The 15,493-nt window shown below is 63.7% G+C and carries 15 protein-coding genes; 9 read left to right on the forward strand and 6 right to left on the reverse strand.

The genetic code is table 11. The features are described 5' to 3' along the window. Window position 1: 1 nt before the first annotated feature. Together BT173_RS02295 and BT173_RS02300 are read right to left on the reverse strand one after the other, a co-directional pair. Entirely contained in the window at window positions 2-769 is a 768-nt protein-coding gene (locus BT173_RS02295; protein WP_072427010.1) for a substrate-binding periplasmic protein, read from the reverse strand. Beyond that, entirely contained in the window at window positions 766-3,732 is a 2,967-nt protein-coding gene (locus tag BT173_RS02300; protein ID WP_072427011.1) for an HD domain-containing phosphohydrolase, read from the reverse strand. Before BT173_RS02300 ends, BT173_RS02295 begins: the two co-directional genes overlap by 4 nt. A gap of 186 nt (window positions 3,733-3,918) precedes the next feature. Between BT173_RS02300 and BT173_RS02305 the strand changes: the two genes are divergently transcribed. From BT173_RS02305 to BT173_RS02325, 5 genes are all read left to right on the forward strand, one after another. Next, window positions 3,919-5,151: a PP2C family protein-serine/threonine phosphatase gene (locus BT173_RS02305; RefSeq protein WP_084658089.1), complete on the forward strand. Its 1,233-nt coding sequence runs from the start codon at window positions 3,919-3,921 to the stop codon at window positions 5,149-5,151. Between the two features lie 41 nt (window positions 5,152-5,192). Beyond that, window positions 5,193-5,585 carry a DUF1987 domain-containing protein gene (locus tag BT173_RS02310; protein ID WP_308417546.1) on the forward strand — a complete coding sequence of 131 codons (393 nt, stop codon included), beginning with the start codon at window positions 5,193-5,195 and terminating at the stop codon, window positions 5,583-5,585. A 59-nt stretch (window positions 5,586-5,644) separates the two neighbouring features. Then, entirely contained in the window at window positions 5,645-6,202 is a 558-nt protein-coding gene (locus BT173_RS02315) for a SiaB family protein kinase (protein WP_072427012.1), read from the forward strand. Window positions 6,203-6,224: 22 nt separating this feature from the next. After that, window positions 6,225-7,370, forward strand: coding sequence for an HD-GYP domain-containing protein (locus tag BT173_RS02320; protein WP_084658091.1), 1,146 nt, complete (start codon window positions 6,225-6,227; stop codon window positions 7,368-7,370). Window positions 7,371-7,472: 102 nt separating this feature from the next. Next, the gene (locus BT173_RS02325) at window positions 7,473-9,065 is read left to right on the forward strand and encodes a peptide chain release factor 3 (protein WP_072427014.1); all 1,593 of its coding nucleotides are present in this window, start codon (window positions 7,473-7,475) and stop codon (window positions 9,063-9,065) included. A 66-nt stretch (window positions 9,066-9,131) separates the two neighbouring features. On the opposite strand, the gene BT173_RS19560 is transcribed toward BT173_RS02325, so the two are convergent. Further along, window positions 9,132-10,616 (reverse strand): methyl-accepting chemotaxis protein, encoded by a 1,485-nt coding sequence (locus BT173_RS19560; RefSeq protein WP_072427015.1) that lies wholly within the window; start codon window positions 10,614-10,616, stop codon window positions 9,132-9,134. 174 nt (window positions 10,617-10,790) lie between these two features. Between BT173_RS19560 and BT173_RS02335 the strand changes: the two genes are divergently transcribed. From BT173_RS02335 to BT173_RS02350, 4 genes are read left to right on the forward strand one after another with little or no spacing between them, the layout of a single operon-like run. Then, window positions 10,791-11,897 carry a hypothetical protein gene (locus BT173_RS02335; protein ID WP_072427016.1) on the forward strand — a complete coding sequence of 369 codons (1,107 nt, stop codon included), beginning with the start codon at window positions 10,791-10,793 and terminating at the stop codon, window positions 11,895-11,897. A 56-nt stretch (window positions 11,898-11,953) separates the two neighbouring features. Further along, window positions 11,954-12,262 (forward strand): (2Fe-2S) ferredoxin domain-containing protein, encoded by a 309-nt coding sequence (locus tag BT173_RS02340; RefSeq protein WP_072427017.1) that lies wholly within the window; start codon window positions 11,954-11,956, stop codon window positions 12,260-12,262. A gap of 4 nt (window positions 12,263-12,266) precedes the next feature. Beyond that, window positions 12,267-12,890, forward strand: a complete 624-nt coding sequence (locus BT173_RS02345) for an alpha/beta hydrolase (RefSeq protein WP_072427018.1) — start codon at window positions 12,267-12,269, stop codon at window positions 12,888-12,890. 12 nt (window positions 12,891-12,902) lie between these two features. Next, window positions 12,903-13,562: an energy-coupling factor ABC transporter permease gene (locus tag BT173_RS02350; RefSeq protein ID WP_072427019.1), complete on the forward strand. Its 660-nt coding sequence runs from the start codon at window positions 12,903-12,905 to the stop codon at window positions 13,560-13,562. A 35-nt stretch (window positions 13,563-13,597) separates the two neighbouring features. Here the strand turns inward: BT173_RS02350 and BT173_RS19130 are convergent, their stop codons facing one another. The 3 genes from BT173_RS19130 to BT173_RS20105 form a co-directional block, all read right to left on the reverse strand. Then, complete coding sequence (locus BT173_RS19130; RefSeq protein ID WP_139256005.1) at window positions 13,598-14,176, reverse strand: hypothetical protein; 579 nt, start codon at window positions 14,174-14,176, stop codon at window positions 13,598-13,600. A 112-nt stretch (window positions 14,177-14,288) separates the two neighbouring features. Further along, a complete protein-coding gene (locus BT173_RS02360; RefSeq protein WP_245794115.1) occupies window positions 14,289-14,696 on the reverse strand; it encodes a hypothetical protein in 408 nt (135 codons plus the stop codon). 55 nt (window positions 14,697-14,751) lie between these two features. Continuing rightward, window positions 14,752-15,174, reverse strand: coding sequence for a YbbD-related protein (locus tag BT173_RS20105; RefSeq protein WP_505625214.1), 423 nt, complete (start codon window positions 15,172-15,174; stop codon window positions 14,752-14,754). Between the last annotated feature and the right edge of the window lie 319 nt (window positions 15,175-15,493).

The raw sequence follows: 15,493 nt of genomic DNA on the forward strand, positions 1-15,493 counted from the left end.
GCTAGGGCGCGGCCAAGGGGCCGAGTAGGCGCTGCACGATGCGTGCGTATTCGCCATTGCGGCGGATCTCGGCCAGGCCGCGGTTGAAGGCGGCCAGATGCTTGCGGTACTGCGGCTTGCCGCGCGTGAGCGTCACATACAGCGGCGGGCTGGCCAGCGCCGGCTCCAGCCAGACCAGTTGCCCGGCGGCCTCGCGCAGCTGAGTCTTCAGCAGATGGGCGGCCAGCGCCTGTTCAATCAGCACCAGGTCAAGCCGGCCCGCCTGCAACTTGCGTAGATTGGTCAGATCGTCAACCGCCGCCTCACCGCCCAGATCGGCCGCCTCGAACTCGAGTGGATTCGCATAGCCGCGCACGATGCCGATGCGCAGTCCCTTCAGCGCCGATAGCTGATGCACGGGATGAGTCTCGCCCGCCCGCGCATAGAAGCCGATGCGATTCACCCACAGCGGGTCGCTATACACCATGTACTGCTCGCGCTCGGCCTGGTACCAGACCGCCAGCACCGCATCGTGCTGGCCGGCCCGGGCCTCGGCCAATACGCGCGCCCAAGGGCGGAACACCACCCGGGTCTCGAAACCAGCCGCTTTGAAGGCCGCACGTGTCAGGGCGGTAAACACGCCCTGCTCGGGCAGCTCGCTACCGCAATAGGGCGGATATTCGGTGCTGACCAGCTGCAGCACCGGCGCAGCCGCCACGTTGCCCAATAGGACCAGGCCGAGCAGGCCACGGGCCAGCCGGGTGAACAGTCGCAGTCCAAGCGTATTCATGCCCTGCCCTCCGTCAGATAGGCCTCGATATCGACCGCATCGATCTGCTCGGGGCGCAGAAAGCGCCGCGCGTAGTCAAGATGCACGCCGCTGCGCAGGAAGAGCGCGAACAGCTCGGCATCGATATGTGCATCGTCGCGCATGCGCGCCATGATGGCGACCGCCTCAGACAGACGCTTGCCCTGCTTGTAGGGCCGGTCCACCGCGGTCAACGCCTCGAAGATATCGGCGATGGCCATCATGCGCGCCTCCACGCTCATCTGCGCGCGGGTCAGCCGCTTCGGATAACCGCCGCCATCCATCTTTTCATGGTGGCCGCCAGCAATTTCGGGCACCCGTTGCAGATGCTTGGGGAAAGGCAGGCGCGACAACATGATGATGGTCTGCACGATATGGTCATTAATCAGATAGCGGTCTTCCTCGCTCAAAGTGCCGCGCCGCACGCTCAGATTGTGCAGCTCGCCGCGGTCGAACTTGTACTCGGGCTGGCTGAGCTTGAAGCCCCAGGGGTTATCGGCCGGCATCTGTTCATGCGGCTTACGCGCAATACGGTGCGCGGGCTTATCGGCCAACAGCGGCTCCAGCACCGGTAACTCGGGCGCAGGCTGGGCGGCCATGCGCTGCGCCTCCTCCCAGGACACGCCCAGCCTGTCGTCCAGCGTGCGTAGCCATTGGCGCTGGGCGATCTGCCCCAGCCGCACCAGCTGCTCGGCCGACATCTGCTCGCCGCCCAGATTGCACTGCGCGACAAAGGCGAATTCCTCATCGAGCTGCGCCTGTTCGTGCTGGCAGCGCTGCGCCAGGGCCAACGCATCACCGCCCTGGGCCAGCTCGCGCCAGTAGGCGATCTCGGCATCGCGCTTGAGCACTTCGAAGCGCATGCGCACCTCGTGGATGCGGTCGTACAGGGTTTCCAGCTTGGTGGCTTTGTCGACCACGAATTCCGGCGTGGTCACCTTGCCGCAGTCATGCAGCCAGCAGGCAATATGCAGCGCCTCGCGCTCGCTGGCACTGAGCCGGTAGTCCTTGAATGGTCCGTCCTCAGCCCTGTGCGCGGCCTCGGCCAGCGCCTTGGTCAGCTCGGGCACGCGCTGGCAGTGGCCGCCCGTATACGGGCTCTTGGCATCAATCGCCCCGGCGATCAACTTGATAAAGGCCTCGAGCAGATCCTTCTGGCCCTGCAACAGGCGCTGGTTCTCGATCGCCACCGCGGCCGAATCGGACAGCGCTTCCACAAAGGCGGCGCGCGCGGGCGAGATATGGTCGCTATCGCCGGGAAGAAACAGGCAGAGCACGCCGACCAGCTCGCCGCTGCGATTGGCCAGCGGCGGCGCAATCATCAGCACCGGCTGCAGGCCGAAATGCGCGTCGACATAGGCGAGGCTGGGCTCGCGCGGCGCCGACAGCGCCAACAGCTCGGTGGTGCGCTCGCGTACGGCCATGGCCAGCGGGTTGCTCACGGCATCCAGCGCAATCGGCTGCAGCTCGGCCACACCCAGCGCCGCATCCTGCCAGCGCATGGCGGCCGGCTTCAGCGTCTGGCTCGCCTCATCCAGTAGATAGATGGCGCCACCCTCGGCGCCGGTCGCACCGATGGTTTCCAGCAGCACGCGATCGAGCAGGCGGTCGAACTGGGTTTCCTCGGCCAGGCTTTGACTGATATCGAGAAAGCGCTGGATGGTGCGCTTGAGCCTGCCGATGGCCTGGCCGAGCATGTCCACCTCGTGTACAGGCGAAGGTGGCGGCTCCTCGCCATCGAACTGAAAACGCTGGATGCGCTTGGCCTCATCGCTCAGCGCGCGCAAGCGCTCGCCAATGCTGTGCGACAGCCACCAGGTCAGCGGCAGGGACAGCGCCAGGATCAGCAAGGTGGCCAGCACGGTGCGGTCGCGCACGCGGCGCGCCTCGGCGAACAGCTCGTCCAGCGGCACGGCCAGCATCAGCGTACTGCGCTGCGCGCCCTGGGCAGCCAAGGGCTGCAGGCTGTACAGCCAGTCGCGCCCGCCGGCTGCACGGTACTGGCCGGCCTGCGCCTGTGGCTTGCCCAGCTGCGCAGCCAGGCCACGTAATACCGGCGCAGGCAGCTCTTGCAGACGCGACAGGCGGCTGGCGGCGCCCTGCCCGCTCTCGGGCCGCAGCAGGCGGGCCGGGTCGCGGTAGGCGAGCACACGCTGGCGCGCATCGACCAGGGCCAGCTCGGCCGAGGGCGTCGGGCTGGCCCTGGCCAGTTCGGCCGATAGGCGGCTCAGGGTCAGGTCGGCCGCCACGATCACGCGGCCATTGTCGCTGCGCCGGGCAAAGGTCAGCCCCACCTCGCCGGTGGTGAAGAAGGCATAGGGCTCGGTGCGCACCAGGCCGGACTGGCTGCGCGCCAGCTGGTACCAGGGCCGCCCACGCGGGTCGAAACGGTAGTCGGGGCGGGCCTCGTCGCTGAGGATGCGCAGATCATCGGACAGAAACAGATAGCGGCCCTCGATCTGCTCGGCGCCGGCACGCTCAACCGACTGGACCAGGAAAGCCGCCTCACGCGGGGCGGCAAAGCGCTCGCGCGCTGCCACATCGGCCAAGCGGCGCAAAAGGAAGAAATCGCCATCGCTATAGCCGGCATACAGGCTGACCAGCTGCGGATTGCTGCGCAGCGCCTCGCTGAGCAGACCGAGGCCATCCAGACGCTCGGGCAGCGTGTCGGAATCGCTGAGCTTGCCCAGTGCCGCCAGCATATTGACCAGGGCCTCGGTCGGCCGATGCAGGCCTTCCAGGCTGGCGGCGGTTTCGCGCGCGGTATCGCTGAAGCGCGCCTGGGCCAGCTGCAGCGCCAGCTTCTGGTTCTGCCAATACGCATACCAGCAGATGGACAGGCCGGTCAGCAGGATCAGCAGGGTGAACAGGGTGGCAATGTGCACACGCAGCGGGTAGCTACGGTGCGGGGCTTTCTGAACGGGCTGTGTACCGTCAAGCGACATCCGGTTTCTCCGCGCACTGGTATCAAGGCAGCCCCACCAGCATAGTCAAGCCGCAGGCGGATGCGCGTTTGTCCAAGCAGCATGCCGACTTGAAGAAGGGCCTGCCGGTCGGCTATATCGGTTTCAGTCAGCGGCGAGCCAGCCCACACGATCCCACGCGCTTTGCGCCAAGGACGGCGCACTCTCATGGATCTTCCCAGCATCGATTACTTCAAGCGCCAGACCATACACCGGCAGCCCTATGCCGGCGGTATCTCCACGCTGATCACGCCAGTGGCGCTGGAGACCAGCAATTTCGAAGTACTGCGCCGTTTCGCACTCGACCGTGATCTGGTCAGTCTGCCGGTGGTGTCGGGTGGCAAGCCGGTCGGCCTCATCTATCGCAATACCTTCATGTCCGAGATGTCCGCGCCGCAAGCCCAGGCGCTGTATGGCCCGCAGAGCTGCGTGGCCTTCATGAATTCCGATCCGCTGATCGTGGACGAGAAGCTCAATCTCGAGGTGCTGTCCTTCCGCGTGGTCGACCGCGGCGAGCAGACCCTGGCCGCCGGTTTCATCGTCACGCGCCAGGGCGAATACGCTGGCGTCGGCTCCTGCCTACGCCTGATGCGCATGATTGCCGACCTGCAGGCCGAGAAGAACCGCCAGATCCGCCACTCCATCGAGTATGCGGGGGTGATCCAACAGGCGCTGATGCGCGCAGCGCGCGACACCCTGGCAGAGACCCTGCGCGATAGCGAGCTGGTCTGGGAGCCGCGCGATGTGGTGGGCGGCGATTTCTATCATTTCGAGCGCTTCGAGGATGGCTGGTTCGGGGTCATTGCCGATTGCACCGGCCATGGCGTACCCGGTGCCTTCATGACCCTGATCACCTCGTCGCTGCTCGCGCAGGCAATCGAACATGGCGATCGACGCAATCCTGGCGCCATCGTGGCCGCGCTGAACCGTGCCATCAAGCGTCTGCTCGGGCAGATCGCCCCGCAGGGCGGCTTCGGCCATTCCGATGATGGGCTGGACGGTGCCTTCATGTGGTTCGACAGCCAGGCCCATACGTTGACCTACGCGGCGGCCAAGACGCCCTTATTCGTGCTGGCGCCGGACGGCGAGGACTTCAGCCAGGTCGACGGTGATCGCATGGGGGTCGGCTATATCGATACCCCAATGGATTATCTGTGGCAGAACCGTCTGGTCAGCGCGCCCGAGGGCACGCTGATGTTCGTCACCACCGACGGCCTGATCGACCAGATTGGCGGGCCCAAGCAGACCGCCTTCGGCAAGCGGCGCATCCGCGAATCCATCCTGTCGCAGCGCCACGAGCGTGCGGATGTGATCAGCATGTCGGTGCTGAATGCCTACAGCCTGTGGCAGGCCGACCAGCCCAGGCGCGATGACCTGACCTTCCTGTGTTTCCGACCTTGATGGCCGAGCGCAGGCCAGTGCCTTACCTAGAAGAGGGGCCGATGATGCAAAACCTGTTTATCGCCGCAACGCCCAGCACGCCGGAGATCGACTTCCGCTTTGACCAGCATCTGCTGCTGATCAAGGGCGAGTCCTATCCCGAGAATGCCAGTGCCTTCTATGGCGGCCTGCTTGAACGCGTCCAGCAGTATCTGGCCCAGTGCCGGGCCGCGAATATCGAGCTGAATGTCTCGCTCGCCTATTTCAATAGTTCGAGCACCAAGCTGCTGTTCAGCATGTTCGATGCATTCCACCAGGCCGCCCAGGCCGGCAACCGCATCACGCTGAACTGGTTTCATGACGCCGACGACGACACGCTGTACGAATTTGGCCAGGAACTGCATGCCGACTACCCGGCCATCCATTTTGTCGATGTACCGGTCAATACCGACTAGGTGGCGCGCGCCCACTGGCGCCCGTGCTGAGCCGACCACCCCTTTGGGAGCATCACCCCATGCTTGATGATGTGTTGGATAACTTTGGCGAACTGTTCACCGCTGGCAATGTGTGCTTTTTCTACAGCGGCTATCTATCGCAGCCGCTGCTGACCGCCATGGTGGAAGGCTTCAAGGTCAAGCTCGATAGCGAGGGCATCAGCACGCCGGTGCGGCGCAGATTGATGTCCTCGCTGGTCGAGATGACCCAGAACATCATCCACTACGCGCAGGACACGCTGACGCCGCACGATCAGGACGATCATCAGCTGCGCTGGGGCAGCATCTGCGTCACGCTCACCCAGGGCCAGTACCTGATCGAATGCGCAAACCGGGTCAGCCAGGCGCAGGCGCACACTTTGCGCAGCCGCATTGAGCCGCTGCAGCAGATGACCCAGGCCGAGATCAAGGCCGCCTACACCCAGGCCATACGCCAGGAAACGCCCGACGGCAGCAAGGGCGCCGGGCTTGGGCTGATCACCATCGCGCGCGATGCGCACACCCCGCTCGCCTTCCGCATCATTGCAGACCCGCAACGTCCCGATACGGCCATCTTCCTGCTGCGCGCCGCCATCTAGATCAGCCTGAGGTGGTGCCATCATGAGCCAGTCACGGGTTCGTCATTCGGACATCGAGGTGGGCAAGGCCTTGCCTTGGGATGTGTTCGACGAGAAAGGTACCTTGCTGCTAAGCAAGGGTTTTATCGTGGCCAGCGAGTCGCAGATCGACCGCCTGGTGGCCATGGGTGTGTATGCCGACAGCCAGGCCCTGCAGTCCTCGCGCCTATTGCAGCTGGAGGCCGAAGAGCAGGACAGCCCCGCCGGCGGCGCGGGCAGCCCGGTGCAGGACTGGAACGATCTGCGCAAGATCATGGCCCAGTTCTACAGCCAGCTTGAGCTCAATATCCAGAGCGGCATCTTCATCAGCCGCATCGTCGAGATCGCCCACGAGGTCGACCGTCTGTGCAGCGCCAACCCCGCCCTCGCCCAGGCCTTCATCACCCTGCGCCAGGACGGCGCCTACAGCGCGCGCCATATGCTGGACAGTGCCGTCATCGTGCGCCTGGCCGCCCGTACCCTGAAAATGACCAAAGCCAAGGAACATGGGCTGGTGTGCGCGGCGCTGACCATGAACCTCGGTTCGAGCGAGTTCCAGGACGAAATCAAGACGCAGACCGAGGCGCTGAGCAACGAGCAGCTCGAACGCCTGCATCGCCACCCGGAGCTGGCCACCAGCAAGCTCAAATCCATTGGTGTGCACGATCCGATCTGGCTGCGCGCGGTGCTTGAACACCATGAGCACTTCGATGGCAGCGGCTACCCCAATCGGCTGAGCGGCAATGATCTGAGCAAGGAGGGGCAGTTGCTCAGGCTGGCCGACGTCTACTGCGCACGCATCACCTTCCGCGAATACCGCGCGGCCGTGCCGCTGACCGTGGCCCTGCGCGGCATCTTGCTTGAGCGCGGCAAGACCATCGATCAGACCCTGGCCGCGCAGTTCATCCACGCGGTTGGCGTGTTTCCACCCGGCCTCAAGCTCAGCCTCGCCAATGGCGAACAGGGTGTGGTCGTGCGTCCGGGCAGTTCGCCCAATCACCCGGTGGTAATCAGCCTGCTTAGTGCCGCCGGCACCCCGCTGCTGCCGCCCGTCTACCGCGACACCACCCAGGCCGAGTTTGCGGTGAAGGAGACGATCAACCCGGCCACCTTCAACGCCTATGTGGACATCGAATCGATCTGGTGCTGACGCCCGCCGCGCGCACGGATTGCCGTGCCGCACCAGATCGACATTCGAGGGCTGCTCGCCTACAATCGCGCCCTTTTCTCAAAGAATTCAAGGCGCTTGACCATGTCGCCCATCGCACAGGAAGTCGCCCGTCGGCGCACCTTCGGCATCATTTCCCACCCGGACGCCGGTAAAACGACGCTGACCGAAAAGCTCTTGTACTTCTCGGGCGCCATTCAGATGGCGGGTACGGTCAAGGGCAAGAAGACCGGTAAGTTCGCCACCTCCGACTGGATGGAGATCGAAAAGCAGCGCGGCATCTCGGTCGCCTCCTCGGTCATGCAGTTCGACTACCGCGAGCATGTGATCAATCTGCTCGACACCCCGGGCCACCAGGACTTCTCGGAAGACACCTACCGCGTGCTGACCGCGGTGGACAGCGCGCTGATGGTGATCGACGCGGCCAAGGGCGTGGAAGAGCAGACCATCAAGCTCTTGAATGTGTGCCGCCTGCGCGATACACCCATCGTCACCTTCATGAACAAGTACGACCGCGAAGTGCGCGATTCGCTCGAGCTCTTGGACGAGGTGGAGAGCGTGCTGAAGATCCAGTGCGCGCCGATCACCTGGCCCATCGGCATGGGCAAGACCTTCCGCGGCGTCTACCACCTGCTCAATGACGAGATCCTGCTGTTCGCGCCGGGCGAAGACCGCAATATCGAGGACGTGGAAATCATCAAGGGCATCGACAACCCGCGCCTGGATGAGCTATTCCCGCTCGAGATCGAGAACACCCGCATGGAGCTGGAACTGGTGCGCGGTGCCTCGCATCCGTTCTCGCTTGAGGACTTCCTGGCCGGCAAGCAAACCCCGGTGTTCTTCGGCTCCGCCATCAATAACTTCGGCGTACGCGAGATTCTGAACGCGCTGATCGACTGGGCGCCCGCACCGCAGCACCGCGACGCCACCGTGCGCGATGTGCAGCCGGATGAGGAGAAGTTCAGCGGCTTCGTGTTCAAGATCCAGGCCAATATGGACCCCAAGCACCGCGACCGCATCGCCTTCCTGCGCGTGTGCTCGGGCAAGTTCGAGCGCGGCATGAAGATGAAGCATCTGCGCCTCGATCGTGACGTGGCCGCCAACTCGGTGGTGACCTTCATGGCCTCCAGCCGCGAACAGGTCGAGGAAGCCTATGCAGGCGACATTATCGGCGTGCCCAACCACGGCAATATCCAGATCGGTGACAGCTTCTCCGAAGGTGAGAAGCTGGCCTTCACCGGCATCCCCTACTTCGCGCCCGAGCTGTTCCGCACCGTGCGCATCCGCAACCCGCTCAAGATCAAGCAGCTGCAAAAGGGCCTGCAGCAGCTCGGTGAGGAGGGCGCGGTACAGGTGTTCAAGCCGCTGTCGGGCGCCGACCTGATCATCGGCGCGGTGGGCGTGCTGCAGTTCGAGGTGGTGAAGAGCCGTCTGGAGAACGAATACGGCGTGGACGCGATCTTCGAAAACGCCAGCGTGCACAGCACGCGCTGGGTCAGCTGCGAGGACGCCCGCATGCTGGCCGACTTCGAAAAGAGTCTGGTATTGAACCTGGCGCGCGATGCAGCCGACAACCTGGCCTATCTGGCGCCGAACCGGGTCAATCTGGAACTGGCGCAGGAGCGCTGGCCCAAGGTTACCTTCCACGCCACGCGCGAGCATTCGGCCAAGCTGTAAGCCGAACGCCCATGAAAAAAGCCGCCTCTTCGCAGGCGGCTTTTTTCTGCCAGGGCCATGGACGCACTAGGCGCGGAAGGCCTGGGTCGACTTGGCCAGCTGCTGCATGGTCTGTTCCAGCGTGGTCACGCCCTGGGCAATACCGGCGGTCGAGGTACTCGCCTCTTCCACATCGGCGCGCAGCTCGGCGATATCGGTGGCAATGGTCTGGAACTGGCTGGACTGGCGCTGCTCATTGCGCGCCACCTCGCCGATCAGCCCGGCCAGGCGCTCGGTGCCCTGGATGATGGCATCCAGGCGCTGGCCGGCTTCCGCCGCGCTCTGATTGATTTCCTCCATGCGCTGGTTGCCCTCGCGCATGGCGGCCATCGCCTCATTGGTGCCAGTCAAAATGGTGCCGATCTTCTCCTCGATCTCGCGCGTGGCGCTGCTGGTGCGCTCGGCCAGCTTGCGCACCTCGTCGGCCACCACGGCGAAACCCCGCCCCTGCTCGCCTGCACGCGCCGCTTCAATCGCAGCATTCAGGGCCAAGAGGTTGGTCTGGTCGGCAATCGCGCGGATCACCTGCACGATATTGCCGATCTCGTCGCTACGCCGCCCCAGCTCCTCAATGCGCTCGGCCGAGCGACTGACCACTTCGGCGGTCTTGCCGATATTGCCCAGCGTGCGCCCCATGGCTGCACCGCCTTCGCCGGCCAGCTGGCCGGCTTGCTCGGCTTCGCGCGCGGCCCGTTCGGACTGCTCGGCGCTCTGCACGGTGAGCGCGGCAATCTCGTCCACGATGCGCGCCATCTCGCCCGTTTCCTTGGCCTGGTGGCGCATGGTGCGGTTGATGGTATTGGTGCGTTCGCTGATCTGCGCGGTCTCGCTCGAGGCCGTGCCGATCGCGCCGGTCACCTCGCTCAGCATCTGCTGCATGGCCGCGCGGCCCTGCTCGGCCTGCAGGCGCGCCTGCTCGGTCTTTTCGAAGCTCTTGATCTTGCCGTACTCGAACATCATGGCCAGCGCGAAGATCACGATGGTCAGGCCCATCAGCGAGCGGAACTGCAGCTGCGGATGCAGCTCCGGCCCCAGGGGGCTGACCGGCAGCGGCCAGCCGGCCTTGTGAGCGATGAAGAACAGCACGATGCCGATCAAGGCCGCCGCGCTCCAGAACATGCCGCTCTTCTTGCCACCAACGAACATCGAGGCGGTGGGTACCAGCAGGAACCAGGGCGCCGAGGAGGATTCAATGCCGCCGTTGACCAGGCACATCCACACCACCATGCAGAAGAACACCCCGATGGCCGCCTCGCGCGCCAGGATCAAGAGGCCGGTCAGCTTGAGCAGCAAGGCCGTGCCCAGCATGCCCGCGCCGGAAATCAAAATGCCCCAGGCCATGGCCGTGTGGCCAAGCTTGAAGTAATTGATGGCGAAGATGGGCACCGCAATCGCCGCCAACACGGCCGCGCCGACCACATTGCGGGCGCGGCTCAGGTCGAGCGGGTTGTGGCGGATGCTATCGGGGATGAACCAGTCGATCAGGCGACTGAAAGCGAGTCCAATGGACATGGGGTGCTGTCTCCGGGAGTTGGGTGCCGCTGCAGCGGTCTAGTCGGCATATTAAAGCAAGCGCTCGAATTTTTGATATCAGACTTCACTTCTATACAAGGCGCATCGTCCGGGCCAAGCCTGAGCGATGCCCGTATAATCTCGGCTTTGCCGCCAGCCACATCACTATAAGCCATGCAAGCGAACGCCTCCCTGCCCGATCCCCGCCCCTTTAGCGGCACTGCCACCCACCCCCTGCACCAGCTGGCCGACGCGCTGCTGGGCGAGCGCAACCTCGGCCACTTGGTGGCCAAGGAAGCCGCGCTGGATGCCGAAATCAAGCGCCTGCTGAGCCAGAGCGACGACGCCGAGCTGCTGAATGCGCTGGCCAGCGCGCCCAGCCCGGCCAGCCAGCGCGTGCTGAACGAACGCCTGCGCGTGAACGTGGCGCAAGCCGGTGCCGACCAGGCCCAGCAGGCGGTGATCTTTGCCCTGCCGCTGGTGCTGGTGGCCGGCGTGCGCGGCAAGCATGTGATTGCTGGCAAGCTGCCCGATGTCGACGCCGTGCGCGCCCTGCTGCAACAACACGGCGTGATTGCCGCCGATGCCGATGTCCAGCTGTCGGCCAAGCTGCTCGACCGCGACCAGCTCTTGGCCATCCAGCCCAGCCAGCTGGCGCGCTGGCGCGATGCGCTGCAATACGCGTCGGGCGGCCTGCCGCACGACTTCAAGGAAAGCCCGGTCCAGGTGGATGGCGACGGCGTGTTCCTGCGCTTTCTGGTCGGCGTGGCGATGCAGAAGAAGGATGCCGCGCCGGCCGTGCAGCTGAATATCGCCCCCGGCCCCTGGGCGATGGCGCTGACCAAGCTCTTGGGCGAGCAGCTCAAGCATGATGCGATGACCCTGTTCCCGCTGCCGCGCGCACCGCAAACCTGGCTGGCCGCACTCGATGACGGCCGCGTGGCCCAGCAGGAAATCCGCTTCCAGGTGTTTGCCAGCAATACCCTGCGCAAGCTGCGCGAAGCGGGCGAAACCCCGGTGGCCGTGCTGTCCTGCCACGAGGGCGCCGAGCTGCGCGTGACGCTGGGCGCCGAAAAGAACGGTGAGGAATGGGCCGGCTTCATCTGGCCGCTCGGCCAGCTCGACCGCGTCGAAGCGATCCAGCAGATGATGGTCGACCTCTTGCGCGAATGCCATCACGACGACATCCGCGTGCTGGGCGAGGTGCTGCCACAGATCAAGGACAACCTGCCCTACTTCCCGCTGCCCACCGAACTGCCGGCCAGCGCCACCCGCCACTAAACCGCGCGGCCGCCCAGTGCGGGCGGCCCGGCTGTCTATCCGAATCCGAGGCTGTGATGAGCTACTTCAAACACCATGTGTTCTTCTGCACCAACCAGCGCCCGAATGGCGAGAGCTGCTGCAATGACTTCGGCGCCAGCGAGATGCACAGCTACGCCAAGAACCGGGTCAAGGAACTGGGCCTGGCCGGCGAAGGCAAGGTACGCACCAATAAGGCCGGCTGCCTGGACCGCTGTGCGCAAGGCCCGGTGATGGTGGTCTACCCCGATAACGTCTGGTACCAGTATGTGGACAAGGAAGACGTCGAGGAGATCATTCAGGAGCACCTCGTCAAGGGCAAGATCGTGGACAGGCTAAAGATCTGACGCCATGAAAGCCCCGCAATTCGAAGCCCGCATGCTGGCCGGCCCGGTGGGCCAGCTCGACACCCTGGTACTGGACAGCGCCCTGGATGGCCCGGCGCGCGGCATCGCGCTGGTCGCCCACCCCAACCCTACCCAGGGCGGCACCAATACCAACAAGATCGTCCATACCCTGGCCAAGCTCTTGTCGCGGCGTGGTTATGTGGCCTACTGCCCGAATCTGCGCGGCGTGGGCAAGAGCGAAGGCGTGCACGACTTCGGCCATGCCGAGGTCGATGATATGGCCGCCGTGCTGGCCGTGGCCCAGGCCGAACACCCGGGCCTGCCGCTGATCCTGGCTGGCTTTTCCTTCGGCACCTATGTGCAGAGCCAGCTGTGCGCACGGCTGGGCGAAGCCGCCGTACAGGCACTGATCCTGATCGGCCCGGCTACCTCGCGCTGGCAGCTGCCCGCCGTGCCCGCCCACACCATCGTCGTGCATGGCGAACAGGATGAAGTGGTAGCGCTGCAGAGCGTATTCGACTGGGCGCGCCCGCAAAGCCTGCCGGTTACCGTGCTGCCCGGCGCCGGGCATTTCTTCCACGGCAAGCTCACCCAGCTGGCGGACATCGTCAACCGCGCCCTGGGCTAAGGCAGCCCGAGCATGAATCTGCGCGCCGAAGGCTTTCCCACCGAGTTGATGCTGCTGGGCAATGCGCTGGCGCTGGGCCTGCTGGTCTGGCGCGCGCGCAAGGTGGCCTGGCTTAGCCTGAGCCAGGCCCAGCTCACTGGCTGGCTGGGTGCCAGCACGCTGATCGCGGTGATCTGGCAGCTGAAAACCGGCATCCAACCGGGCCTGAGCTTCCATCTGCTCGGCGCCTCGGTGCTGACCCTGGTGTGCGGGCGCGACAAGGCCCTGGTCGGCATGGCCGGCGTGGTACTGGCCAATTGCGCGAATGGCAGCGCCGACTGGCTGGCCGCCGGCTGGAGCTGGCTGCTCGGCCCCCTGGTCGGCATCCTGCTGGCCGACCGCCTGCTGCGCCTGAGCGAGCAACGCCTGCCCGCCAACTACTTCGCCTTCTTCTTCGCCAACGGCTTCTTTGGCGCCGCACTCAGCTTCATCGCCGCCGCCCTATGCCTGCTCGGCTTCCACGCCCTGGCCGGCCGCTATGCGCCCGGCTATCTGCTGGAAGAGGTACTGCCCTACTACCTGCTATTCGCCTGGTCCGAAGCCTTCAGCAGCGGCCTGATCATGGCCATGCTCATCATCTATCGCCCGCAATGGGTGGAAAGCTTCGACGACCGGCGTTATTTGAGCCAATAGACTGGCGGTTATCCGGTCGATGAGCGCAGTTAGGCCTAAGGCTGAAGTTCGCGGAGCTTCTTCAGCAGCGCCTCGTTGGACTCAACACCGTAGTCTTGGCGAGCCATATAAAGTACTTCAGTTACGCTTGGCGAATTAAAAAGCGACACTGAGTACGCAGGCAATTCATAAAAGTAGCCTTCCAACATCAAGCGATGAAGGAGGTCTTCATTGTCTGACAAGTACTTAGATCGCCTAACACCGCTGATCTGCCCTGTGTACCCGGGATACACAAACCAAACAGGCGTCAGCCCCTCGCAAGCTAAGGCGCTAATCCGATCACTCTCATGCTTGAGCAGCGCAATACGGCCCATGCTATCCGTCTCCCCCTGAGCCAGCAGCATTTCCTCGTCGACATATGCGAGACCCTCCGGCTTTTCGCCAACCGCAATTTTCCAAGGGCTAGAGGCCAAAGGGTGCCCATGCGGACCCGGTGCATCTGCGAGTCTGAGGGGGATATTGGCCGTGCATGGTGGCGGCTCCTGCGCCACAGGCGCCAGTTGGCAAGATGAGCAGAGGGCTCCGACGACGAGAGTCATCCATGCGAGTGCCGAACGCCATCGTTGATTTTGCATATGTGGGATTCCTTGGTGGGTCTAACGTGGAGCTAGCCGGCTGCTGGAGCCGAGGGCGAAGGAAACCGAACTGCACAGCAGTGTGATGTCCGGTTAACGGCACTGTTGGGCGTCATTTTGCTGACTGCCCGACATACGCAAAGAGTTGTCCAAGCGTCATGTCTTGGCGCCAGATGTGGCTGAGATCAACGCCGTACGTCTTTTGGACTTCATCACACAAGGTTTCGAACTCCATAGCGTCTGCCTGCCAGGTGTGTGGATACAGAGCACGATATATGTCTAGCAGCTGGTCGTGCGGGCTGAACTTCAGTTTTTCGTTGTCGCTGAAAGCAAAGGCATGGGTAAAACACGCAAGGAACCGGCGAATTTCGGTCTTCGTTGCGCCTGGAAAGGCGTGGCGCCAGCTTTTGCCTTGGCAGACGCGAGAGCGGTACGGCGATGGCAAGTTTCCACCACTGAGCAATGCCCACACAAATATGAGCGCGACGGCGGCGATGACTACTGCAGTTGTGATGCTCATGCTTGTGACGCCCAAGGAGCAAAGTGAGCGAGCTTGTGCGTCGGCTTAGCCGTTCTTAAGGTTGCCACGAGAAACCCTCCCCAAGATTGGCTGCGATGGCGACATAAGCGGAACCGCACTGATAGAAGGTATGGCGATACGTAGACAGATGCCTAGCCGGCACATCAGATGGCCACCAGTTGCGTGAAAAAGGTGCGGATGGTGAAGCAAACGGAGAAATGCGAGAGCAATTCACGGGCAGAGAGACCTGTGAATGCACAGGAAATGAGAACCGCACCATAGAACGGTTGGTGTCAAGGTCGTGTACCTCGGTAATCGCGGTGGCAGTGGTTGGGAGCCAAGCAGGAATCCAACCTCTTGATATGGCACCAGTAGCTCGCGCCGGAGAGAAAGAAGCGTAGCTATTTTCCTGGTGCTCCGAGCATGCAACTAGCGGCCAAAGAATAAGAGCGAAGATGAAGGTGCGCACGGTGTCCATTCAACGGCTGACGAATAAAAGGGACTTCCCCGTCCCGGGTGAGCGGCGAAGCCGCAAAGGCACCGCAGTGCCATGATGGCGCTTCCACCGGTCATCGCCAATCGGAAGGGAAATCCATAGCAATGCTCATCGTCTACCGCCCGCAATGGGTGGAAAGCTTCGACGACCAACGCTATTTGAGCCAGTAGGCTGGTGGGGCACCAGCCGCAGACAGTGGTCCGCTATCTCAGATTGCACCGCTTGAACTGCCCTGAAGGCTTGGGTACGGGCCACAGAGAATGAATTGCACAAATCGATTCAATAAAGGCAGCTGGTGTAT

The organism is Chitinimonas taiwanensis DSM 18899, from assembly GCF_900119825.1.
GTDB lineage: Bacteria > Pseudomonadota > Gammaproteobacteria > Burkholderiales > Chitinimonadaceae > Chitinimonas > Chitinimonas taiwanensis.